This is a genomic window from Gordonibacter urolithinfaciens (assembly GCF_900199375.1).
In the GTDB taxonomy this organism is placed as follows: domain Bacteria; phylum Actinomycetota; class Coriobacteriia; order Coriobacteriales; family Eggerthellaceae; genus Gordonibacter; species Gordonibacter urolithinfaciens.
The window spans coordinates 2,551,015-2,569,257 of record NZ_LT900217.1; the positions used below are offsets into that span (position 1 = coordinate 2,551,015).

Sequence of the window (18,243 nt, forward strand, 5' to 3'; positions counted from 1 at the left end):
TACTCTACTGGGAACATGGCCGCCCCCAATCTTCGCGGGGGTATTCGCGCTTGAGGCGATCCCATTCCGCTTGGGCATTCGCTTGGACTTCCTCCCAAGTATACGTAATCCCCGTGCGCGCGATCTCTGCCTCGGATGCGTCCACGACCGCGTCGCAGTACGCGTCGTAGGCGCGCTGCTCGTCGATGGACAGGCCGAGGGAGGTCAGAAACGGGTCCGGCTGGAACTCTGCCATGCTCTCACCTCCTTCGCTGGCAACGATGCGGGTGTGCTCGAATGCGATGTAGCCCATGCATCCTCCTACCATGCGGGCGCAACCCAACGCGGGCTACTCCCAATGTTCCCTGGTTTCGAGGATCCTGCAAGCGTTGCGTCAGGCAGAAGGGGAACGCCTTCGCCTCTTCGGACTGCGCATCAGCGCAGCGCGTGCATTGGCTCGTTTCGATGAGGCTATCGTAGCATAGGGAACATATGTTTGTAAAGAGGGAATGGCGAATGTATGTCGCTTAAAGAGGGGCGGGGCGAAAGGAGGTCATCCCGCATGCAGAGGAGGCTGCCCCCGGTACGCAGGCAGCCCCCTCTTTGACCAGGCAGGTTTCAACCCGCATGCGCCCTTACCGCTTGAAGCGCTCCTGCCCGGCCAGCTCGGCATACCAGCGGGCGTAGACATCGGGGCGGAAGTCCGGGTCCTCGTCGGCCCATTGCTTTGCCAGGAAGGGCTTGTCTACGTAGGACAGATCGACGGTGCCCAGGTGCAGCTCCTGCTCGTCGGATCCGGGGGCGCCGCAGGGCCCGCCGGCGTAGTAGTGCACGGCCGGCACGTTCTTGCCGGGGCCTATCACGCTGCTGCCGCCCACGAAGTCGTCGGTGAGGGCGCAGCCCGTGCAGTTCGCCGAGGCGATGTACACGTCGTTGTTCGCAGCCAGGTACTCCAGCGAGTCCTTGATGTTGCGGGCGGTCACGCCCGTGTTCACGGCGAACGGGTTCGCGATGAGGCGGCATCCGCTCGCGCGGTAGTAGCGCATGATCTCGGAGAACACGAACGTGTCGTAGCAGATGCTCACGCCCACCGGCCCCCAGGGGGTGCCGAACATGAACGGCTCGTCGCCCCGTCCCGCCCAGGTGGGCTCGGCGGCCGGCAGGTGCATCTTGCGGTAGCGGCCGAGCACTCCGTCGGGTCCGCAGGCCACCGCGGCGTTGTAGACGGTACCGTCCTCGGCGCGCTCGGCCAGTCCGAACACGGCGTACACGCCCAAGCGGTGCGTGACCTCGGCCACGGCCTCGGTCGACGGGCCGGGAATGGGTTCGGCCAGCCGATGGTGCATGCGCTCGTCGCCGGCGTGTTCGAGATCGGCGTCGTAGCCGGTGAGCGCCGTCTCGGGCAGCACCACAAGGTTCGCCCCGCGCGCCGCCGCGCACTCGATATAGCCCGTGATGCGGTTCAGGTTCCGCTCCTTGTCGCCCCAGCGCGGCTCGTACGTGACCACGGCGACGTTCATGATGTCCTTCATGAAAAGCTCCTTTCCAGCAAGGCGCAGTGCCTTGCGCCATCCTCTCGTCTTGCGCTTTGCGCGCCCTCGCATCCGCCTGCTCGGTTTCCCCGAGGTGCGGCCGGGCCTGCGCAGTTCGCCCTCGGCCTGCCGTGCTGCCATGACGGTCCCGGCCGCTGCAGAGCGCTCTTCTCGTCCGTTAGCGCAGCTTCGGCGTGACGAACGTGCACACGGCGCCCACCACGGTGAGCGGCACCATGAGGTAGAACGCCATGTCCCAGCCCACCGCCTCGATGAGCAGGCCCACCAGGCTGGAGCTCAGGAAGATGCCCACCCACTGGAACGTGTTCAGCAGCGCTACGGCCATGTCGCCCTGCGCGGGCGGCACCAGCTCGGCCACGGCCGAGAAGCACAGGCCTACGATGCCCATGACCGCGATGCCGAACAGCACCACCAGCACGATGAACACGCCGGTGGGCCAGGTGGGCATGAGCGCGTAGGTCACGGCGCTGGCCAGCATGAGCACGCCGAGCGGCTTCTTGCGCGACCCCATCTTGTCCGACACCATGCCGGCCACGATGCCCACGGGGATGCCCACGAGCGGCGCGATGCTCACGATGGAGCTGGCCGCCGCCGCGTCCATGCCGCGCACCTCGGCCAGGTACGTGGGCAGAAACGAGATCACGCCCTGCTCGGCAATCAGGTACACCATGAGCGTGATGCCGACGAGCCACACGCCCGGGTTCAGGAACACGTCCTTCGAGAACAGCCTCGTCGGCGCATTCGGCGCAGCCGGTGCGCCGTCAAGCGCCCCTGTGCCCGGCGCTTCCGCGGCCGGCGCGGCCGCCGCCGCGAGCGATGCGTCAAGGTTGCGCAGCGCGACGATCCATGCCACGAGGAACACGCCGGCGTAGACGGCCGTGAACCACCATACGTTCTCCCAAGCGCCGCCCTCGGCGATGCGCGGCGCCAGGTTGAACATGGCTATCTGGCCGAACGCCATGAAGCACATGAGCAGGCCCATGGCGCTGCCGCGGCGCCGGTCGTCGAACGAGCTGGCCACGGCCGCCGGCCCCAGCGTCATGAGCATGATGAGCCCCACGCCTTCCACGATGCGGCTGCCCAGCATGACGGCGTAGCCCGCATCGAGCGCGCCCACGACCGAACCGGCCAAGATGGCCGCCAGGGCGATGATGCCCGTCTTGTAGTACCCCAGCTTCGCGATGATGACGCCGCTGGGAATGGCCAGGAATATGCCCGAGAACACGAACACCGAGATAAGCAGCCCGGCCTGCCCAGCCCCCGCAAGCCCCATGCTCTCCGTGAGCACCGGCACGATGGGCGCCACCTTGTTCAGGCACATGGCCCCCGCCGTCATGGACATGAGCATCATGAACAGCACGAGCCCGGGAGAGATCCTTTTCCGCTCCATCATGTTTTCACCCCTTTCGCGGCCGTCTGGCCGCCTCCGTGCGCACCACGGGCCCGTCCTGCCCCGAAACCGCAGGTGGGTGGTGGTCGCGCTCATACCTCCCGTACTGCTCCCAGCTTACGCGCGGGGTTTCCTATGGCGGAACGAACGATATGGAGAGGGGTATCAATAGTCACGTGAGGCCGATTCAAAACGCGCGCCCCGCTGCGTAGAATGGAGGCGCGGAACCGAAGGCGGGCGCATGCGGGCCGGGCTGCGGAAGCGGGGCGCAGGCTTGGCCGCGGGGCGGGAGCGGGTGCGTGAGACGGCGGGACGCCCCCTGTCCAAGCATGGCGCGCACGGCAACGGGGGCGCGGTGCGCGCTTGCGCGCCGGAAAACGCGACCGGCGCGCCGGCGGAGGGAGGCGGCGCGCCGGGTGCAGACGAGGCGGGGAAGGGAGGCGGCCATGGACACACGCGACTTGAAGGTGTTCGTGGCCGTCTACGAGACGAAGAGCATCACCCGCGCAGCGAAGGACCAGTTCCTAAGCCCCCAGGGGTGCAGCAAGATCGTCCAGAAGATCGAGGCCGAGCTGGGCACGTCGCTCTTTGCCCGCAACCACTTCGGTGTGAAGCCCACGCCGCAGGGCGATGCGCTGTACCGTCGCGCTCAGATGGTCATCCGCCTGCTCGAAGGTGTGAAGGATGAGGTGGAGGCTGCCCGCGCGCTGAAGTACACGCTGACCATCGCCTCGACGCAGGGCGTGTCCGAGTACCTCTCGCTCGCGTTCATCCGCGACTTCGCCGAGAGCCATCCGCATATCAGCCCGCGCATCATGGAAAGCCCCGACGCCATCGCCAAGCAGCGCACGCTCGAAAACGTTGCCGAGGTCGGCGTGCTGGGAGGGCCGGTGGACCTGTCGGTGTTCCACGCCGTGCCGTTCACGAGCCATCGGCCATGCCTGGTCGTCAACGAGGCGAACCCGCTCGCGCGCAAGGCCGCCATCGACTACGCCGACCTGGACTGCCAGCCGCTCGCCATGGTCAGCCGCGAGTTCGCCTCGCACCACCTGGTGGTGAACCGCCTGGCGAACGCGGGCGTGCACGTGGACATCGTCATGGAGGCCACGGAGCTGGACCTATGCCACCGCCTGGCCGAGCAGGGCGACGCCATCGCTGTGTCGTTCGATTTCGCCGCCTGGGGCGGCAGACGCGCGCATACGGTCATCCGGCCCTTCGCCGACCGCTCGTTCGTCTGGGAGACGTTCATCGTCCGCAAGGCCGGCGCCGACCTGTCGCCCCAGGCCCAGGAGTTCTGCGACTTCGCCCTCGCCTGGGTGGCCGATCACCGCGCCGACCTCTTCCAGTGGCCGGGCGCGTGAGGGCGCTTGGCGGCGAAGGAGGGGCTTTGCCCTGGAGGGGTTTTCCAGAAAAGGCCGGAGAATCCCGTTTTGGGCCGACGCGCCTCCTTGGAAGGGTCTTTCACGCAACAAGAAGCGTTCCGGCAACTCCGCGGCGGGATCTTTCGACCCGCTCTGCTCGCCCGGGGTGGCAAAGCAGAGGCTGACCTGCGGAATGTCATCGGCGGTAACCTAGAGTGATCGGATGGCTGCGGCGCTGCAAGCGTGCAGGTGCCGATGGCCGCGGGTCGTCGGCGGCGGTTGCAGATGAAAGCCGATCTCGTGGAGGGGGAGGCGGCGGGCGGACGGGCACGGGCGCGGTATGCTATGCTGCTGGGATCAAACAGGGCCTTGCCGCGCAGGAGGGCGGGGCCGCGAGAGGTAAGGAGCTGCGCATGCGCCAAGGGAGCGCCCCGAATTTCTGTCCGCCGGTCGAGGAGGGCGTGACGCTCGAATTCGTCGACGAGAGAGGCGATGCCGTGACGTTGGAGTTCCTCGGGCTCGTGCTGCACGGCGCGCGCCGCTACGGGTTCTTCTTTCCCGTGTCGGAGGACGAGCCGGCCGGCTCGTCGGGGGAGGTCGTGCTGTTGGAGGTGACGGAGCTGGACGAGGATGGCCAGCCCTCCGCCTTCGAGCTGGTGGAGGACGAGGGCGTGGCGGCCGAGGTGTATGCTGACTTTCGCCAGGCTACCAAGGATCTCTACGATTTCGCGGACTGACCGCGCGGCTGCTCGCGCGAGCTTACCGGCGCCCTTCCGGGCACGATGCGGCCTGCACGGCAATGGCACCCCCGAGTGCGGGGCCCAATCGTTCCGGGGCCGGTTCGCGGCCCTGTTCGCCGGACGTCAGCGCCCGAACGGATCCCAACCGCCCTCGGGCTTCACCAGCTCGGACTGGGCGATGGCCGCAAGGTACATGACCTCGTGGTTTATGGCCTTCTCAAGGCGGCAGACCTCCTCCTCGGTTTCGGCCATGGCGAATATGTGGGCAGTTGCGGCCTTGATCGCCTCCATCTGCCGTTCGTACTCTGCGTGCTCCATCGTTGTCCCCGTATCTCGGCGTCCGGTCGCGACACTTACACCGGTGCTTATATATAAGCGTGTGACCAGTTGTTTTATCCGTGTGCTGTAAACTATAGTTTACGACATTTCTCCGGCCCGATACTAGCCTTTTCGAGCATGGGGAATATTACACTGAAAGCCCAACTCGGTGCCAATATTGCGGAACTGCGAACGAGGGCCGGACTGTCCAAGACTACGTTCGCGCTCATGATCGGGGTGAGCAGGCTCTACCTGGGCAACATAGAGAGCGGTGCCGCAAACCCCACGGTTGACGTGCTGGAGCGCATCGCCGACGGCCTGGGCACGAGCGTGAGCGCGCTGTTCGGCGACGAAGGCTGAAAGCGGGGCTCCGAGCGACGGAAGGCTCACGAGGGCCGACCGGTGCCAAGCGGGCCTTGCGGCCCGCCCTTCCCGTTCGCGCCGAGGGGGCTAGAAAACCAGCGGCTTCCACTCGTCGTGGTTGCAGATCCAGGCCTGCGGGTCTTCCACCGAGAAGTACACGAGCGTGGGGTCGTGGGGCCCGTCGTAGTGCTCGCCCAGGCCGGTGAGGTGGTCGTAGCCCGCCTGGCGAATGTCATCGCCCACGCGGTCGTCAAGCCCTGCGATGCCGCGCAGGATGAGCCAGCCGTGGCCGGGCCACCACGACGTGGCCTCGAAGCGCTGGTTGGCCAGCAGCTCCTCCCACACGTCCTTGGTGGTGGCCGTGCAGAACCACAGCTTGCCGTCCTGCTCGGCGGCGAAGCTGAACGGGCGCACGTGCGGCTGGTCGTCCACGCTCGTGGCGAGGTACCACGCGGGCACGCTGGTGAGGTACTGGAGGACGGTCTCGTTTCCGGTCATGGAGTGCTCCTTTTTCATGGTCGATGGTCGGTCTTTGCGTTCCGGGCTCGGTCGCCCGGCACGGTCTTCGGCATCGTGGTTGTTCGGTCGGTTGCGGGGGGTCTGGGGGCGATCAGGGAGGGGCCGCGCCGCGGACGCGGCGGCGGTCAGGGCAGCATGTTCGCCAAGCCCACGCACACGGCCAGCGCCGCCAGCATCCCGGCGGCCACGCCGTCGCGGGCGGACAGCTTGAGCGGGTGCAGGCGGGTTCGTCCCTCGCCGCCGTGGTAGCACCGTGCGTCCATGGCGGCCGAGAGCGTTTCCGCATGGCGGAACGCGCTGGTGAGCAGGGGTATCATGAGCGAAGAGAGCATGCGCATGCCGCGCACGGGGCTGCTGTCCAGCCCGGCTCCGCGGCTGATCTGGGCGTGGTAGACGGTCACGAGCTCGGTGGCGAACTGCGGCAGGAACCGCAGGGCGATGCCCATGATCATGCCCAGCTCGTGAGCGGGAAGCCCGAAGCGGGCGAAGGGCGACAGCAACTTCTCCAGTGCCTCGGTCAAATCGAGGGTGGGGGTGGTCATGGTGATGAGGCTCATGCCCAGCAGGATGAGCACGAGACGCGCGGCGATGAACAGGCACGCGCCCACGCCTCCTGCGGTGATGCGGACGAACGCCCACTCCACGAGCACGGCGCCCTCCTGGTTTACGAACAGGTTCAGAAGGGACGCCACCACTACGATGAACAGTAGCGGCGCGAGCGACCGCGCCGCGTAGCCGAGCGGAATGCGCGAGGCCAGGTAGAGCGCCGCCACGAACACCGCTACCGCCCCGAGCGCGGCCACGTTGCGGGCGCAGAGCGCGATGACGATGAAGGCGCAGCCCAAAAGCAGCTTCGCGCGCGGGTCCAGGCGGTGCAGCGGGCTCTCGCCGGGGTAGTAGCTGCCGAAGGAGAACACGTTCATCGTGCGCCGCCCGCCCTGCCGGGGTGCGGCTGCGCCGCCCTGCCCTGCAGCCCGGCGCCCTCGTCGGACCGCCCGCCTGCGTTCCCGTCGGCGGATCCGCCGGACCGCATGCCGTCGTCGGCGCCCCCGCACGCGTCCTTGCCGGCGATCCCGGCCAGCGCGTCGGCCAGCGACGCACTGTCGAACAGGACGCCTGCCGGCAGGGGCAGGCCCCGCTCGCGCAGGGCGTTCGCCATGCGCTGGGCGGCGGGGACGCCGAGCCCGATGCCGTTGAGCTCGCCGGCGCGCAGGAACACGTCGCCGGGGGTGCCAACCTCGAACGTGCGGCCCTCGTTCAGCACGAGCACGCGGTCGCAGAGCGCGGCCAAGTCGTCCATGCTGTGCGAGATCATTATCACGGTGCGGCCCTGGGCGCGCAGGCCGGCGATGAGCGCCAGGAAGTCGCGGCGCGCCGCCGGGTCCAGGCCGGCCACGGGCTCGTCGAGCACGAGGATGCGGGGGCGCATGGCCAGCACGCCCGCGAACGCCACGCGGCGCTGCTGGCCGCCCGACAACTCGAAGGGGCTCACGTCCCCGAACTCGTCGAAGTCCAGGTTCACGAGCGCGAGCGACTCGCGCACGCGGGCGTCCACCTCCTCGTCGGAGAGCTTCAGGTTGCGCGGCCCGAACGCCACGTCGTGGTAGACCGTGTCGGCGAACAGCTGGTGCTCGGGGTACTGGAACACCACGCCCACGTCGGCGCGCACGCGGGCGGCCTGCGCCTTGTCGGCCACGTCGCGGCCCTCCACCAGCACGCGCCCGCACGTGGGATGCAGGATGCCGTTCATGTGCTGGATGAGGGTGGACTTGCCGGAGCCCGTGTGCCCGGCGATGCCGAAGAACTCGCCCGGCGCGATGGCGAAGCTCACGTCGCGCAGCGCCCATACGGCGTCCGGGTCGTTGCCCCAGTCTGGATGCGGCCCCCGGGAGCCCTTCCCCTTGCCGGCGCGCTTGCGCTTGCCCTTGGCGGGGTTGTAGGTGAAAGAGACGTTCTCGAACGCTACGATGGCGCCCGCGCCCTTGCCGTTTCGGCCGGAGCGCTGCGGGCGCCCTTCTCCGTCGTCTTGGAGTGCGGCCCGGGGATGCTCTGCCCCGGGTTCTTCGGCGGCACCGAGGGCGTCGTCGTTCGGTGCCCCGTCCCCGCTCTCCGGGTCCGCCGCAGGGCCCGCGGGCCCTTCCGTTAGGAGACCCTCGCGCAGCGCGGCGGCGACGGCATCCACGAGCGGTGCCTCCTCCACGCACACGGGCACGTCCACGCCCGCTTCCCGCAGCTTGAGCGACAGGTTGCAGGCGAAGGGGACCTCCAGGTTCAAGCCGGCCAGCACGTCGGTGCGCACGAGCACGTCGCGCGGGGCGCCGTTGCACGCCACCTTGCCGCGGTCGAGCACCACCACGCGGTCGGCCGCGGCGGCCTCCTCCATGAAGTGGGTGATCATGACCACGGTCATGCCGCGCCCGTTCAGCTCGCGGCACACGCGCATGAGGCCCTTGCGTCCCCGCGGGTCGAGCATAGCCGACGCCTCGTCCAGTATGAGGATCTTCGGCTGCATGCCGAGCACCCCCGCGATGGCCACGCGCTGCTTCTGGCCGCCGGACAGGGCGTTCGTCTCGTGCTTCTCGAAGCCCACGAGGCCCACCTGCTTGAGCGCGTCGCGCACGCGCCGGTGCAGCTCGGCCGTTTCAACGCCCAGGTTCTCGGGGCCGAACGCCACGTCGTCTTCCACGAGGGAGGCCACCAGCTGGTCGTCGGGGTTCTGGAACACCATGCCCGCTGTGGAGCGTATGCGGTAGACGTCGCGCGGCTCGGCCGTGTCGTAGCCATCGACGGTCACGGCGCCCCGGTCGGGCAGCAGGAGCGCGTTCAGGTGCTTCGCCAGGGTGCTCTTGCCGCTGCCGTTGCCGCCCAAGATGCAGACGAACTCGCCGGGCGCCACGTGCAGGTCGACCCCGGCCAGCGCCAAGCGCTCGCCGTCGTAGGTGAACTCGATGTCGGTGCAGTGAATCATATGCTTCCTTACTGCGACCCTACGGGCCGGTTGGGTGCCGTGGGGGGCCGGGTTGACGATGCGGCCTAATGTCCTTTGACCTGCGACTTCTTCGGCGTTATCAGGTTGGAGACGGCCTTGTACACGATGAGCGTGAGCACGGCGTTCACCGTGCCCTTCACCAGGTTGAACGGGACGATGGCGGGCAGCAGCATGGGCAGGATGACGTCCACGCTGCCGTACCAGAACAGCACGCCGATGGTCAGGTTCGCCGCGATGGCGCCCGCCGTGGCCGCCAGCACGCTCGCAGCCAGGCCGATCACGCCCCGCTTGAAGGTGCGCTTGCGGCGGTAGAGGGCGGCCGCCGGCCACACGAAGCACAGCGTGGCCACGATGTTCATGAGCGAGCCCACCCACTCGCCCAGGATGAGCCCGTGGATGACGGCTGCCACGGCGCCCACGGCGATGCCCGCACCGGGCCCGAAGGCGAAGCCGCACACCATGGCCGGCATGAGCGAGGGGTCGTAGGTGAGGAACGTGACGCCGGGGATGAGCGGGATCTGGATGAACGACAGCAACGCCGCGATAGCGCACATGAGGGCCATCGTCACCAGCTGGCGGGTATCCCACTTGTTCGTGTTCGTGAATTCGAGGTTCTGCGCGCTGCGCGCCTTCTCGGCCATGATCGACCTTCTTTCCGCGGGGCGTCGGCTGTTCGGGTCCGCCTCCCGCCTCGCAGAGAAGAAGCAAGCCCGTATGAATTCCACTCCTGCCATACGGGCTTGTGATTCGCAAGGACGCGGCCGGCCTTTACGGCAAAACGGTCGCAGCCGACGCGATATCTGCCTCTTCCATCCGGACTTTAACCGTTGGTCCCGGAATCTCACCGGTGTCAGCCTGCCCGGGCGCGCTCGGCTGGGGCCGGCGTGCGCCGTCGCAGGGTCGCGGACTCTCGGCTTGGCGCGGCTTGCGCTGGCTGTCCGATTACCGCCAGTGAGGAATTTCACCTCGCCCTGAAACAGAATCCATCGCGGCCCATTGTAGCGGCCCCGACGGCCCTGCGCAACCAGCGTGCCTGAAAGACCGGACAGAAACGTCGAAGTGGTCAGAAACGCGGGCACGCCGGCATGAGGCTTCCCATATGTGTGCGTCGGCTACAGTTTTGCGCTCGGTGCTCGCCGATCGGGTACAATACCGCGCCGTATGCTTGAAATACTGAACAGTATCGACGCGTTCGTCTGGGGGCCGGCCATGATCGTGCTCCTTCTGGGCACGCATGTCTTCCTCACCTTCAAGACCGGCTTCATCCAGCGCAAGCTGCCGCAGGCCATCCGCCTGTCGTTCCGCAAGGACCCCCAGGGCAAGGGCGACATCTCCAACTTCGGCGCGCTGGCCACGGCGCTGGCGGCCACCATCGGCACGGGCTCCATCGTGGGCGTGGCCACCGCCATCCTGGCGGGCGGGCCGGGTGCGGTGTTCTGGATGTGGATCACCGGCGTGTTCGGCATCGCCACGAAGTACGTGGAGGTGTACGCCTCGGTGAAGTACCGCGTGCGCGACCATGCCGGCAACATGCTCGGCGGCGCCATGTACGTGTGGGAGCGCGCGTTCAAGAAGGAGGACGGCCGCACCCCCTGGTGGGCGAAGCTGGGCGCCGTGGCGTTCGCCGCGTTCGCCACCGTGGCCACCATCGGCACGGGGTCGGCCGTGCAGGCGTCCGCCATGACGGGCATCATCGCGTCGAGCGTGCCGGTGCCCGCCTGGGCCATCGGCATCGGCATCGTCGTGCTGGTGTCGGTGGTGATCTTCGGCGGCGTGCGCACCATCTCGAACGTGTGCGAGAAGCTGGTGCCCGTCATGGCCGTGGCGTACGCGGGCGGCTGCCTGGTCATCCTGGCGCTCAACGCCCCGGTGGTGGGGGAGGCCGTGGCGCTCATCTTCCAGTGCGCGTTCACGGGCAAGGCGGCCTTCGGGGGCGCGGTGGGCAGCGGCATCATGATGGCGCTGCAGTTCGGCTGCGCGCGCGGCCTGTTCTCCAACGAGTCGGGCCTGGGCTCGGCGCCCATCATCGCGGCCGCCGCGAAGACGCGCAACCCGGCCGAGCAGGCGCTCATCGCCATGACCGGCACGTTCTGGTCCACCGTGGTCATCTGCGCGCTCACGGGCATCGTGCTCGTGTCCACCATGATAGCGAACCCCGGCATCCAGGCCGACGTCCTGGCGAACCCCACGCTGTTCTCGGGCGCCGAGCTGGCCAGCGCCGCGTTCTCGAAGATCCCCTACATCGGCACGCCCATCCTGGTGCTGGGCATGGTGGCGTTCTCGTACTCCACGATCCTGGGCTGGTCGTACTACGGCAACCGCTGCGTCACGTACCTGTTCGGCAAGCGCGCCATCAGGCCGTACCAGGTGCTGTACGTGGCCGTGGCGTTCTTGGGGGCCATCGGCGTGGGCGATGTCATGTGGACGGTCTCGGACATCGGCAACGCGCTCATGGCCATCCCGAACATCGTGGCCATCCTGCTGCTGTCGGGCCTCGTGGCCCGCGGTACCCGCCACTACGTCTACGACGGCTGCCTCGACGAGGTGGACGAGGACCCCATCCCCGTCGTGGAGAGCAAGTAGCGGCACCCGCCCCGCATGCCGGCGGTTATGCGCGCTTCGATGCCGGGGCGTCCTCCACGGCTGCCTCGGCAAGGGGGGCGGGGGCCGGGACGAAGCTGAACTTAAACTCCACGCCGAGCGCCAGCTCGAACTTCGCGATGGTCTCCAGCGTCATGTTCGGCTGGGTGTTCAGCAGGTTGGACAGGTGCGACTTCGATATGCCCATACGGCGCGCCAGCTCGGTCTTCGAGAGCCCCTGCTCCTGCATGAGCTCCCAGATCATGACGCTGATGTCGAGCGCATGGTCATAGGCGCGCGTGCCCGGCGTGTGGAAGTCCCGCATGAAGGCGCGATCGTCGCGTTCCTCAATCGCCATCGTATTCCTCCTGTTCAAGCAACTCGACGACAAGGCGCTGTTGCCGGGTTGCGCTTGCAATAAGAGTGGCCGGAACGCTCCCGGTTCCACTGTGCCCTTGAAACGGCCGGAGTATCACGATTGCCTCAACCGTGCGGATATGCGCCATAACCCTGGCCGCTCCGGAAAAGTTCTTGATCTCGTACAGCTCCGGCGAGATGCGGCGGATGCGCCTGGCGGCCGTTGCCCATTCGAGCCCGTTTGTCGTGATTTTCTGCACCGTCGAGAGGAGGCGCTTCGCCTTGCCCCTCGATCGTGGGTCGTTCAGCCAATCGTCAAGAAAGCTGCTCGTGCCGCTTCCGTCGGATAGGACATAATAGAATACGCCGTCATCCAGTCGACGCTTGATGAGCCTCCTTCCCGATCCATTCTTTAGTTCATTTTTAAGTGAACTCATACTATCACGCCCTTTTCCCCATGGCAAGCGCCAAAGTTGCACTATAATGCAAAAATGATACTAACACGTATTCGCACGATAGTGCAATGGAAGGGCGGAGAAGATGCCTCGGGAAGACGGCGTGATCGATTGGGAGGCGTACGGGGTGCTGCTGAAGGCGGCCCGGTTGGCGAACGGATACACGCGGGGGCGGGCGCTCTCCGACGCGGTGGAGGAGAAGACGGGGATGCGGATATCGGAGCGGGCCATCTACACGCTCGAGGATGCGAGCCGCGCGCCCTCGGCCGATGTGTTCTTCGCGTTGCAGCAGGTGCTGCCCGAGCTGCGCGACCCGGAATACATGAAGCCGCTGTTCAAGCGCAACGGCATCGAGGTCATGCTCGTGGCCTTCTGAACGCCGTGGTGCCGGGCGTGTCCGCGAGGGGCTTTGCCGCTCCCCGCACCCGCGCGTCGGCCGCGGCCGGGCGGCGGGGCTCCGCTCGCTGGGAATTTCGCGGTTTACGGCGCGTTCTGCCGGATCCTGCACCTATAATCCAACCACTTTAGTGCGCGAAAGCGCCCGTGCCGAAACGGCTTCATCGAATTGCCAGGGCTTCCCGGAGACGGAATCTGTTTCGGCAACGGCACTGCGCGAGGGGGATTCACCAGCAGAAAAGAGGTTGCCAATGGACATCGTCCAGCTCATCACCGACATCGACGCGTTCGTGTGGGGTCCGCCGATGATCGTGATCCTTCTGGGGTCGCACCTGTTCCTGACGTTCCGCACGGGCTTCATCCAGCGCAAGCTGCCCACGGCCATCAAGCTGTCGGTGACGAAGGACCCGGACGCCCCGGGCGACATCAGCCAGTTCGGCGCGCTGTGCACGGCGCTGTCGGCCACCATCGGCACGGGCAACATCGTGGGCGTGGCCACCGCCATCCTGGCGGGCGGGCCCGGCGCCGTGCTGTGGATGTGGCTAACCGGCGTGTTCGGCATGGCCACGAAGTACTCCGAGACGTTCGCCGCGGTGAAGTACCGCGTGAAGGACCACAACGGCAACATGCTCGGCGGCGCGATGTACGCGTGGCGCCGCGCCTTCGAGAAGGACGGCAAGACGCCGTGGTGGGGCCTGCTGGGCGCCGGCGCGTTCGCGCTGTTCGCCACCGTCGCGTCGTTCGGCATCGGCTCGGCCGTGCAGTCCAGCGCCATGACGGGCATCATCACGTCGAACTTCCCGGGCATTCCCGCATGGGGCATCGGCCTGGCCATCGTCATCATGGTGTCCATCGTCATCTTCGGCGGCGTGAAGGTCATCTCGAAGGTGTGCGAGAAGCTCGTGCCTTTCATGGCCATCGCCTACGCGTGGGGTTGCATCGTCATCATCGGCATGAACTGGGAGTACGTATGGCCCGCCATCTGCCTCATCTTCGAGTGCGCCTTCACGCCGAAGGCGGCGTTCGGGGGCGCGGTGGGCAGCGGCATCATGATGGCCCTGCAGTTCGGCTGCGCGCGCGGCCTGTTCTCCAACGAGTCGGGCCTGGGCTCGGCGCCCATCGTGGCCTCGGCGGCATCCACGCGCAACCCGGCGCGCCAGGCGCTCGTGTCCATGACCGGCACGTTCTGGGACACCGTGGTCATCTGCGCGCTCACGGGCATCGTGCTGGTGTCCACGCTCATCGCGAATCCCGGCATCCTGGAGTCCGGGCAGATCAAAGCCGGCGCCGACCTGACGAGCGCCGCCTTCGCGTCCATTCCCTACGTGGGCACGCCCATCCTGGTCATCGGCATGATCCTGTTCGCGTACTCCACGATCCTCGGCTGGTCGTACTACGGCAACCGTTGCGCCGCGTACCTGTTCGGCAAGCATGCCGTGCGCCCCTACCAGGTGCTCTATGTCATCGTGGCGTTCCTGGGCGCCATCGGCATCGGCGACTTGGTGTGGACCATCTCGGACATCACGAACGCGCTCATGGCAGTGCCTAACATCATCGTGGTGCTCATGCTGTCGGGCCTGATCGCCCGGGAGACGAAGCATTACGTGTGGGACAAGAACCTGGACGAGGTGGACGAGACGCCCATCCCCGTGCTGGAATCGAAGTAGCCTGCGGCGCAGGTCGCGGGCCGTCGGGCCGGCACGTTCAATGATATGCTGAATCACGGAGGGAGGGCGAGCGGTCGTCCTCCCTCATCTTATAATCGAAGCGCTTTGCAGCGCGCCGGCCGAGAGGGGACGTCGCGCGCCCTGCCCCCCGGCCGACCGTCGCGCCATTCCGGGACAGGGAACCCTACTCGCGTTTCGGAAAGGAAGTCCAGCATGTCCGGTTCTCAGAAGGCCTTGAAGGTCGTTTCCGTCCTCCTTATCATCTATGCCGTGGCCATGGCGGCCTTCGGCATCTTCATGGTGGCGGGCGGCTCGTTTCTGGTCGGCGAGACCGTCGATGTGGACGGCACCGCGCAGGCGGCCAACGTCATGGCCGCGGCGCTGGGCGCCGGCACCATCGCCGGCGGCGTCATCGACTTGATCATCGGCTTGCTGGGCCTGCGCGGCGCCAAGAACCCGCGCAAGGTGGGGCCGTTCTTCGTGCTGTGCATCATAGGGCTCGTGCTGGGGCTCGTGAGCCTGGGCATGTCCATCGCGCAGGGCTCGTTCAACCCGTGGTCGCTCGTCAGCCTGGTGATCATCGCCGTCTGCCTGTACCTGTCTGCGCAGGTGAAGAAGCAGGCATAGGCGGCGCGCGACGCGGCGGGGGCTCGGGGCTGCTGCGCCTGCGGGGCGTGGGAGCCCGGTGCCCGAGAGCGCGGCAGCCGGCCAGCCTCGTCGGCGAGGGCGGTTGCCGGCCCACGGCGCAGCGTGCGCCCCTGCCGGTCGGGCGCATCTGCGGGCGCCCCTGCTTCCGGCAGGCGCCGCAGGCGTTTGAGGGTTTCGCATGAACGGCCTCCCTTCCCAGCGAAGCGGAGGCCGTTTCGCGTGGAGGTGCCGTAGAATGGGCGCAAGCAGGCGGGCGGCTTCCCGAACGGGCCGTCTGCTGGACGAGCAAGAAAGCAGGAGCAGAACATGGCCGACGAACCCTGGGGACTGACCGCCGCGGAGGTGGCCGAGCGCATGGCGCGCGGCGACGTGAACGCCGACGTGGACGTGAAGACGCGCTCCGTGGGCCAGATCGTGCGGGAGAACGTCTGCACGCTGTTCAACGCCATCAACGTGATCTTAGCGGCGTTCGTGCTGCTCACCGGTTCGTACAAGAACATGCTGTTCATGATCGTCATCGTGTGCAATGTCGTGATAGGCATCGTGCAGGAGATCCGCTCGAAGATCACCACCGACCGTTTGAGCATCGTGGCGGGCTCGCACGCCACGGTCATCCGCGACGGCGCGCGCACCCAGGTGGCGTTGCATGACATCGTGCGCGACGACGTGGTGGTGCTCGGCCGCGGTGACCAGGTGCCGGCCGACGCCGTGGTGGTATCCGGCGAGGCCGACGTGAACGAGAGCCTGCTCACCGGCGAGAGCAACCTCATAAAGAAGGCTTCCGGCGCCGAGCTCATGAGCGGTTCGTTCGTGAATGCCGGCACCGTGTGCGCCCGGGTGGTGCACGTGGGCCACGAGAACTACGCGGCGAAGATCAGCGCCGAGGCCAAGCAGCACAAGAAGGTCAACTCCGAGATCATGAACAGCTTGAACGGCATCATCAAGTTCGTGAGCTGCGTCATCTTCCCCGTGGGAGCGTTGCTGTTCGCGCGCATGTTCTTCAGCGGCGAGGAGGTGGCGCTGAACCAGGCCATCCTGTCAACGGCGGCGGCGCTCGTGGGCATGATCCCCGAGGGGCTCATCCTGCTCACGTCCACGGTGCTGGCGGTGGCCGTGGTGCGCCTGGCCAAGAGCAAGGTGCTGGTGCAGCAGCTCTACTGCATCGAGACGCTTGCGCGCGTGGACACGCTCTGCCTGGACAAGACGGGCACCATCACCACGGGGGCCATGGAGGTGGCGGCCGTGGTGCCGGTTGCAGGCGCGGGTGCGGCGGATGCTGGCGTGAAGAGGGCGGGCGCGGACGGTGCTCCGGGCGATGGCGCGTCCGGGGGTGCCGCGGCGGACATGGCGGCGTCGGGGGGCGGCGGCGTGGGGGCGGTTCCCGCCTCGCCGCGGAGTGCCGGATACGCGGCCGAACTCGACGTGGCGCTGGCCTCGCTCGCCGCGGCGGACGACGACCCGAACGAGACGGCGCAGGCCGTCGCCGCGTACTATGCTGCGCGCCCCGCCGTGCGCCCGCTCGCGCCCATGCGCACGGTGCCGTTCTCCTCCGATAAGAAGTGGTCGGGCGCGGCCTTCGAAGGCCGCGCCTACGTCATGGGTGCCGGCAGGTTCGTGATGGGAGACGCGTTCGACGCGTTCGAGGAGCAGGCGGGCGAGCTGGCCGCCACGGCGCGCGTGCTCGCCGTGGCGCGCGTGGAGGGCTTCGACCCCGACGGCGCCATCGTGGGCGCGCCGGCGCTGCTCGGGTTCGTGTGCATCCACGACCAGATACGCGCCACGGCCGCCCAGACGATCGGCTATTTCAAGGACCAGGGCGTTTCCGTGAACGTCATCTCCGGCGACGACCCGCGCACGGTGGCGGGCATTGCGGCCCAGGTGGGCGTCGAGGGCGCGGAAGAGTACGTGGACGCCACGACGCTCGAGACTCCCGAGCAGGTGGCCGACGCCTTGCGTCGCTACCACGTTTTCGGCCGCGTGAAGCCCGAGCAGAAGAAGCAGTTCGTCGTGGCGTTGCAGGAGCAGGGCCATGTGGTGGCCATGACCGGCGACGGCGTGAACGACACGCTGGCCCTCAAGCAGGCCGACTGCTCGGTCGCCATGGCGGCCGGCTCGGACGCGGCGCGCAACGTGGCCCAGCTCGTGCTCGTGGACAACGACTTCGCCAGCATGCCCAAGGTGGTGGCCGAGGGGCGGCGCTCCATCAACAACCTCCAGCGCTCGGCGTCGCTGTTCTTGGTGAAGACGCTTTTGTCCATGACGCTGGCGGTGCTGTTCGTGCTGCTGCCGTGGCAGTACCCGTTCCAGCCCATCCAGATGACGCTCATCAGCGCGTTCACCATCGGCATCCCGTCGTTCGTGCTGGCGCTCGAGCCCAACAAGGAGCGCATACGCGGCCGCTTCCTGGAGAACGTCATCGTGAAGTCCATCCCCGGCGCCGTGTGCGCGGTGCTGGGCGTGCTGGCCGTGAACGCGGTGGGCCGCCTGGCGCTGGGGCTGGACTACGGCCAGGTGTCAACGCTGTGCGTGCTGCTCACGGCCTGGGTGGGCGTCATGCTCATCATCCGGCTGTCCGTGCCGTTCACGCCCATCCGCACCGCGCTTCTGGTCGTGGTGGTGGGTGGCACCGTGCTGGGCGCCACGCTGCTGCACGGGCTGTTCGGCATCGAGCCGTTCACCGTGCCTATGGCCGTGCTGCTCGCCGTCTGCGCCGTTGCGGCGTCGGCGCTGTTCCACTGGCTGTACGGCGTGTTCGGCCGCTGGCACGAGGCCAGGCTCGCCCGCTGGGCGTAAACGGTGCCCTGCTGGGCGGAACGGCGCAGACCGGTGCTCCGACGGCCGGAAACGCCGAGGCCCTGCGCTGCTTCCTGCCGGCGCCTCATGTGGCGACGGCGTGAGCGGCGTTCTTCCTGCTGCGGCGTTGCGGTA

At 67.6% G+C, this 18,243-nt stretch carries 18 protein-coding genes and 1 riboswitch; of the genes, 8 read left to right on the forward strand and 10 right to left on the reverse strand.

The features are described from left to right. Positions 1-4: 4 nt before the first annotated feature. The 3 genes from BN3560_RS10860 to BN3560_RS10870 form a co-directional block, all read right to left on the reverse strand. The gene (locus BN3560_RS10860; RefSeq protein ID WP_227115190.1) at positions 5-292 is read right to left on the reverse strand and encodes a GMP synthase; all 288 of its coding nucleotides are present in this window, start codon (positions 290-292) and stop codon (positions 5-7) included. Between the two features lie 322 nt (positions 293-614). Continuing rightward, the gene (locus BN3560_RS10865; protein WP_096228064.1) at positions 615-1,511 is read right to left on the reverse strand and encodes a carbon-nitrogen hydrolase family protein; all 897 of its coding nucleotides are present in this window, start codon (positions 1,509-1,511) and stop codon (positions 615-617) included. 178 nt (positions 1,512-1,689) lie between these two features. After that, entirely contained in the window at positions 1,690-2,925 is a 1,236-nt protein-coding gene (locus BN3560_RS10870) for an MFS transporter (RefSeq protein ID WP_197702185.1), read from the reverse strand. 443 nt (positions 2,926-3,368) lie between these two features. Between BN3560_RS10870 and BN3560_RS10875 the strand changes: the two genes are divergently transcribed. Together BN3560_RS10875 and BN3560_RS10880 are read left to right on the forward strand one after the other, a co-directional pair. Continuing rightward, positions 3,369-4,283 (forward strand): LysR family transcriptional regulator, encoded by a 915-nt coding sequence (locus BN3560_RS10875; protein ID WP_161959458.1) that lies wholly within the window; start codon positions 3,369-3,371, stop codon positions 4,281-4,283. A gap of 413 nt (positions 4,284-4,696) precedes the next feature. After that, a complete protein-coding gene (locus tag BN3560_RS10880; RefSeq protein ID WP_087191305.1) occupies positions 4,697-5,020 on the forward strand; it encodes a DUF1292 domain-containing protein in 324 nt (107 codons plus the stop codon). Between the two features lie 126 nt (positions 5,021-5,146). On the opposite strand, the gene BN3560_RS10885 is transcribed toward BN3560_RS10880, so the two are convergent. Continuing rightward, the gene (locus BN3560_RS10885; protein ID WP_015539953.1) at positions 5,147-5,341 is read right to left on the reverse strand and encodes a hypothetical protein; all 195 of its coding nucleotides are present in this window, start codon (positions 5,339-5,341) and stop codon (positions 5,147-5,149) included. Positions 5,342-5,479: 138 nt separating this feature from the next. On the opposite strand from BN3560_RS10885, the gene BN3560_RS10890 reads away from it, so the two are divergent. Continuing rightward, the gene (locus BN3560_RS10890; protein ID WP_041239536.1) at positions 5,480-5,701 is read left to right on the forward strand and encodes a helix-turn-helix domain-containing protein; all 222 of its coding nucleotides are present in this window, start codon (positions 5,480-5,482) and stop codon (positions 5,699-5,701) included. 90 nt (positions 5,702-5,791) lie between these two features. Here the strand turns inward: BN3560_RS10890 and BN3560_RS10895 are convergent, their stop codons facing one another. The 4 genes from BN3560_RS10895 to BN3560_RS10910 form a co-directional block, all read right to left on the reverse strand. Continuing rightward, complete coding sequence (locus BN3560_RS10895; protein WP_015539951.1) at positions 5,792-6,202, reverse strand: pyridoxamine 5'-phosphate oxidase family protein; 411 nt, start codon at positions 6,200-6,202, stop codon at positions 5,792-5,794. 146 nt (positions 6,203-6,348) lie between these two features. Continuing rightward, positions 6,349-7,146 carry an energy-coupling factor transporter transmembrane component T family protein gene (locus tag BN3560_RS10900; RefSeq protein ID WP_096228066.1) on the reverse strand — a complete coding sequence of 266 codons (798 nt, stop codon included), beginning with the start codon at positions 7,144-7,146 and terminating at the stop codon, positions 6,349-6,351. After that, positions 7,143-9,191, reverse strand: a complete 2,049-nt coding sequence (locus BN3560_RS10905) for an energy-coupling factor transporter ATPase (protein ID WP_096228067.1) — start codon at positions 9,189-9,191, stop codon at positions 7,143-7,145. Before BN3560_RS10905 ends, BN3560_RS10900 begins: the two co-directional genes overlap by 4 nt. Positions 9,192-9,256: 65 nt before the next feature. Then, positions 9,257-9,853: an ECF transporter S component gene (locus BN3560_RS10910; RefSeq protein ID WP_087191299.1), complete on the reverse strand. Its 597-nt coding sequence runs from the start codon at positions 9,851-9,853 to the stop codon at positions 9,257-9,259. A 156-nt stretch (positions 9,854-10,009) separates the two neighbouring features. Further along, positions 10,010-10,195, reverse strand: a riboswitch (FMN riboswitch). A 178-nt stretch (positions 10,196-10,373) separates the two neighbouring features. On the opposite strand from BN3560_RS10910, the gene BN3560_RS10915 reads away from it, so the two are divergent. After that, on the forward strand, positions 10,374-11,795 hold the full coding sequence (locus tag BN3560_RS10915; RefSeq protein WP_096228068.1) for an alanine/glycine:cation symporter family protein: 1,422 nt from the start codon (positions 10,374-10,376) through the stop codon (positions 11,793-11,795). Positions 11,796-11,820: 25 nt separating this feature from the next. Here the strand turns inward: BN3560_RS10915 and BN3560_RS10920 are convergent, their stop codons facing one another. Both BN3560_RS10920 and BN3560_RS10925 read right to left on the reverse strand, forming a co-directional pair. Next, entirely contained in the window at positions 11,821-12,150 is a 330-nt protein-coding gene (locus BN3560_RS10920) for a helix-turn-helix transcriptional regulator (protein WP_087191297.1), read from the reverse strand. Further along, positions 12,140-12,586, reverse strand: coding sequence for a hypothetical protein (locus tag BN3560_RS10925; RefSeq protein ID WP_096228069.1), 447 nt, complete (start codon positions 12,584-12,586; stop codon positions 12,140-12,142). The genes BN3560_RS10920 and BN3560_RS10925 overlap by 11 nt, the downstream gene beginning before the upstream one ends. Positions 12,587-12,689: 103 nt before the next feature. Here BN3560_RS10925 and BN3560_RS10930 point away from each other — a divergent pair, with 103 nt between their 5' ends. From BN3560_RS10930 to BN3560_RS10945, 4 genes are all read left to right on the forward strand, one after another. Next, on the forward strand, positions 12,690-12,980 hold the full coding sequence (locus BN3560_RS10930; protein ID WP_087191295.1) for a hypothetical protein: 291 nt from the start codon (positions 12,690-12,692) through the stop codon (positions 12,978-12,980). A gap of 271 nt (positions 12,981-13,251) precedes the next feature. Then, on the forward strand, positions 13,252-14,667 hold the full coding sequence (locus BN3560_RS10935) for an alanine/glycine:cation symporter family protein (protein ID WP_096228070.1): 1,416 nt from the start codon (positions 13,252-13,254) through the stop codon (positions 14,665-14,667). 213 nt (positions 14,668-14,880) lie between these two features. After that, entirely contained in the window at positions 14,881-15,294 is a 414-nt protein-coding gene (locus BN3560_RS10940) for a hypothetical protein (RefSeq protein WP_087191293.1), read from the forward strand. 327 nt (positions 15,295-15,621) lie between these two features. Next, the gene (locus BN3560_RS10945; protein WP_227115191.1) at positions 15,622-18,108 is read left to right on the forward strand and encodes an HAD-IC family P-type ATPase; all 2,487 of its coding nucleotides are present in this window, start codon (positions 15,622-15,624) and stop codon (positions 18,106-18,108) included. The last annotated feature ends 135 nt before the right edge of the window (positions 18,109-18,243 follow it).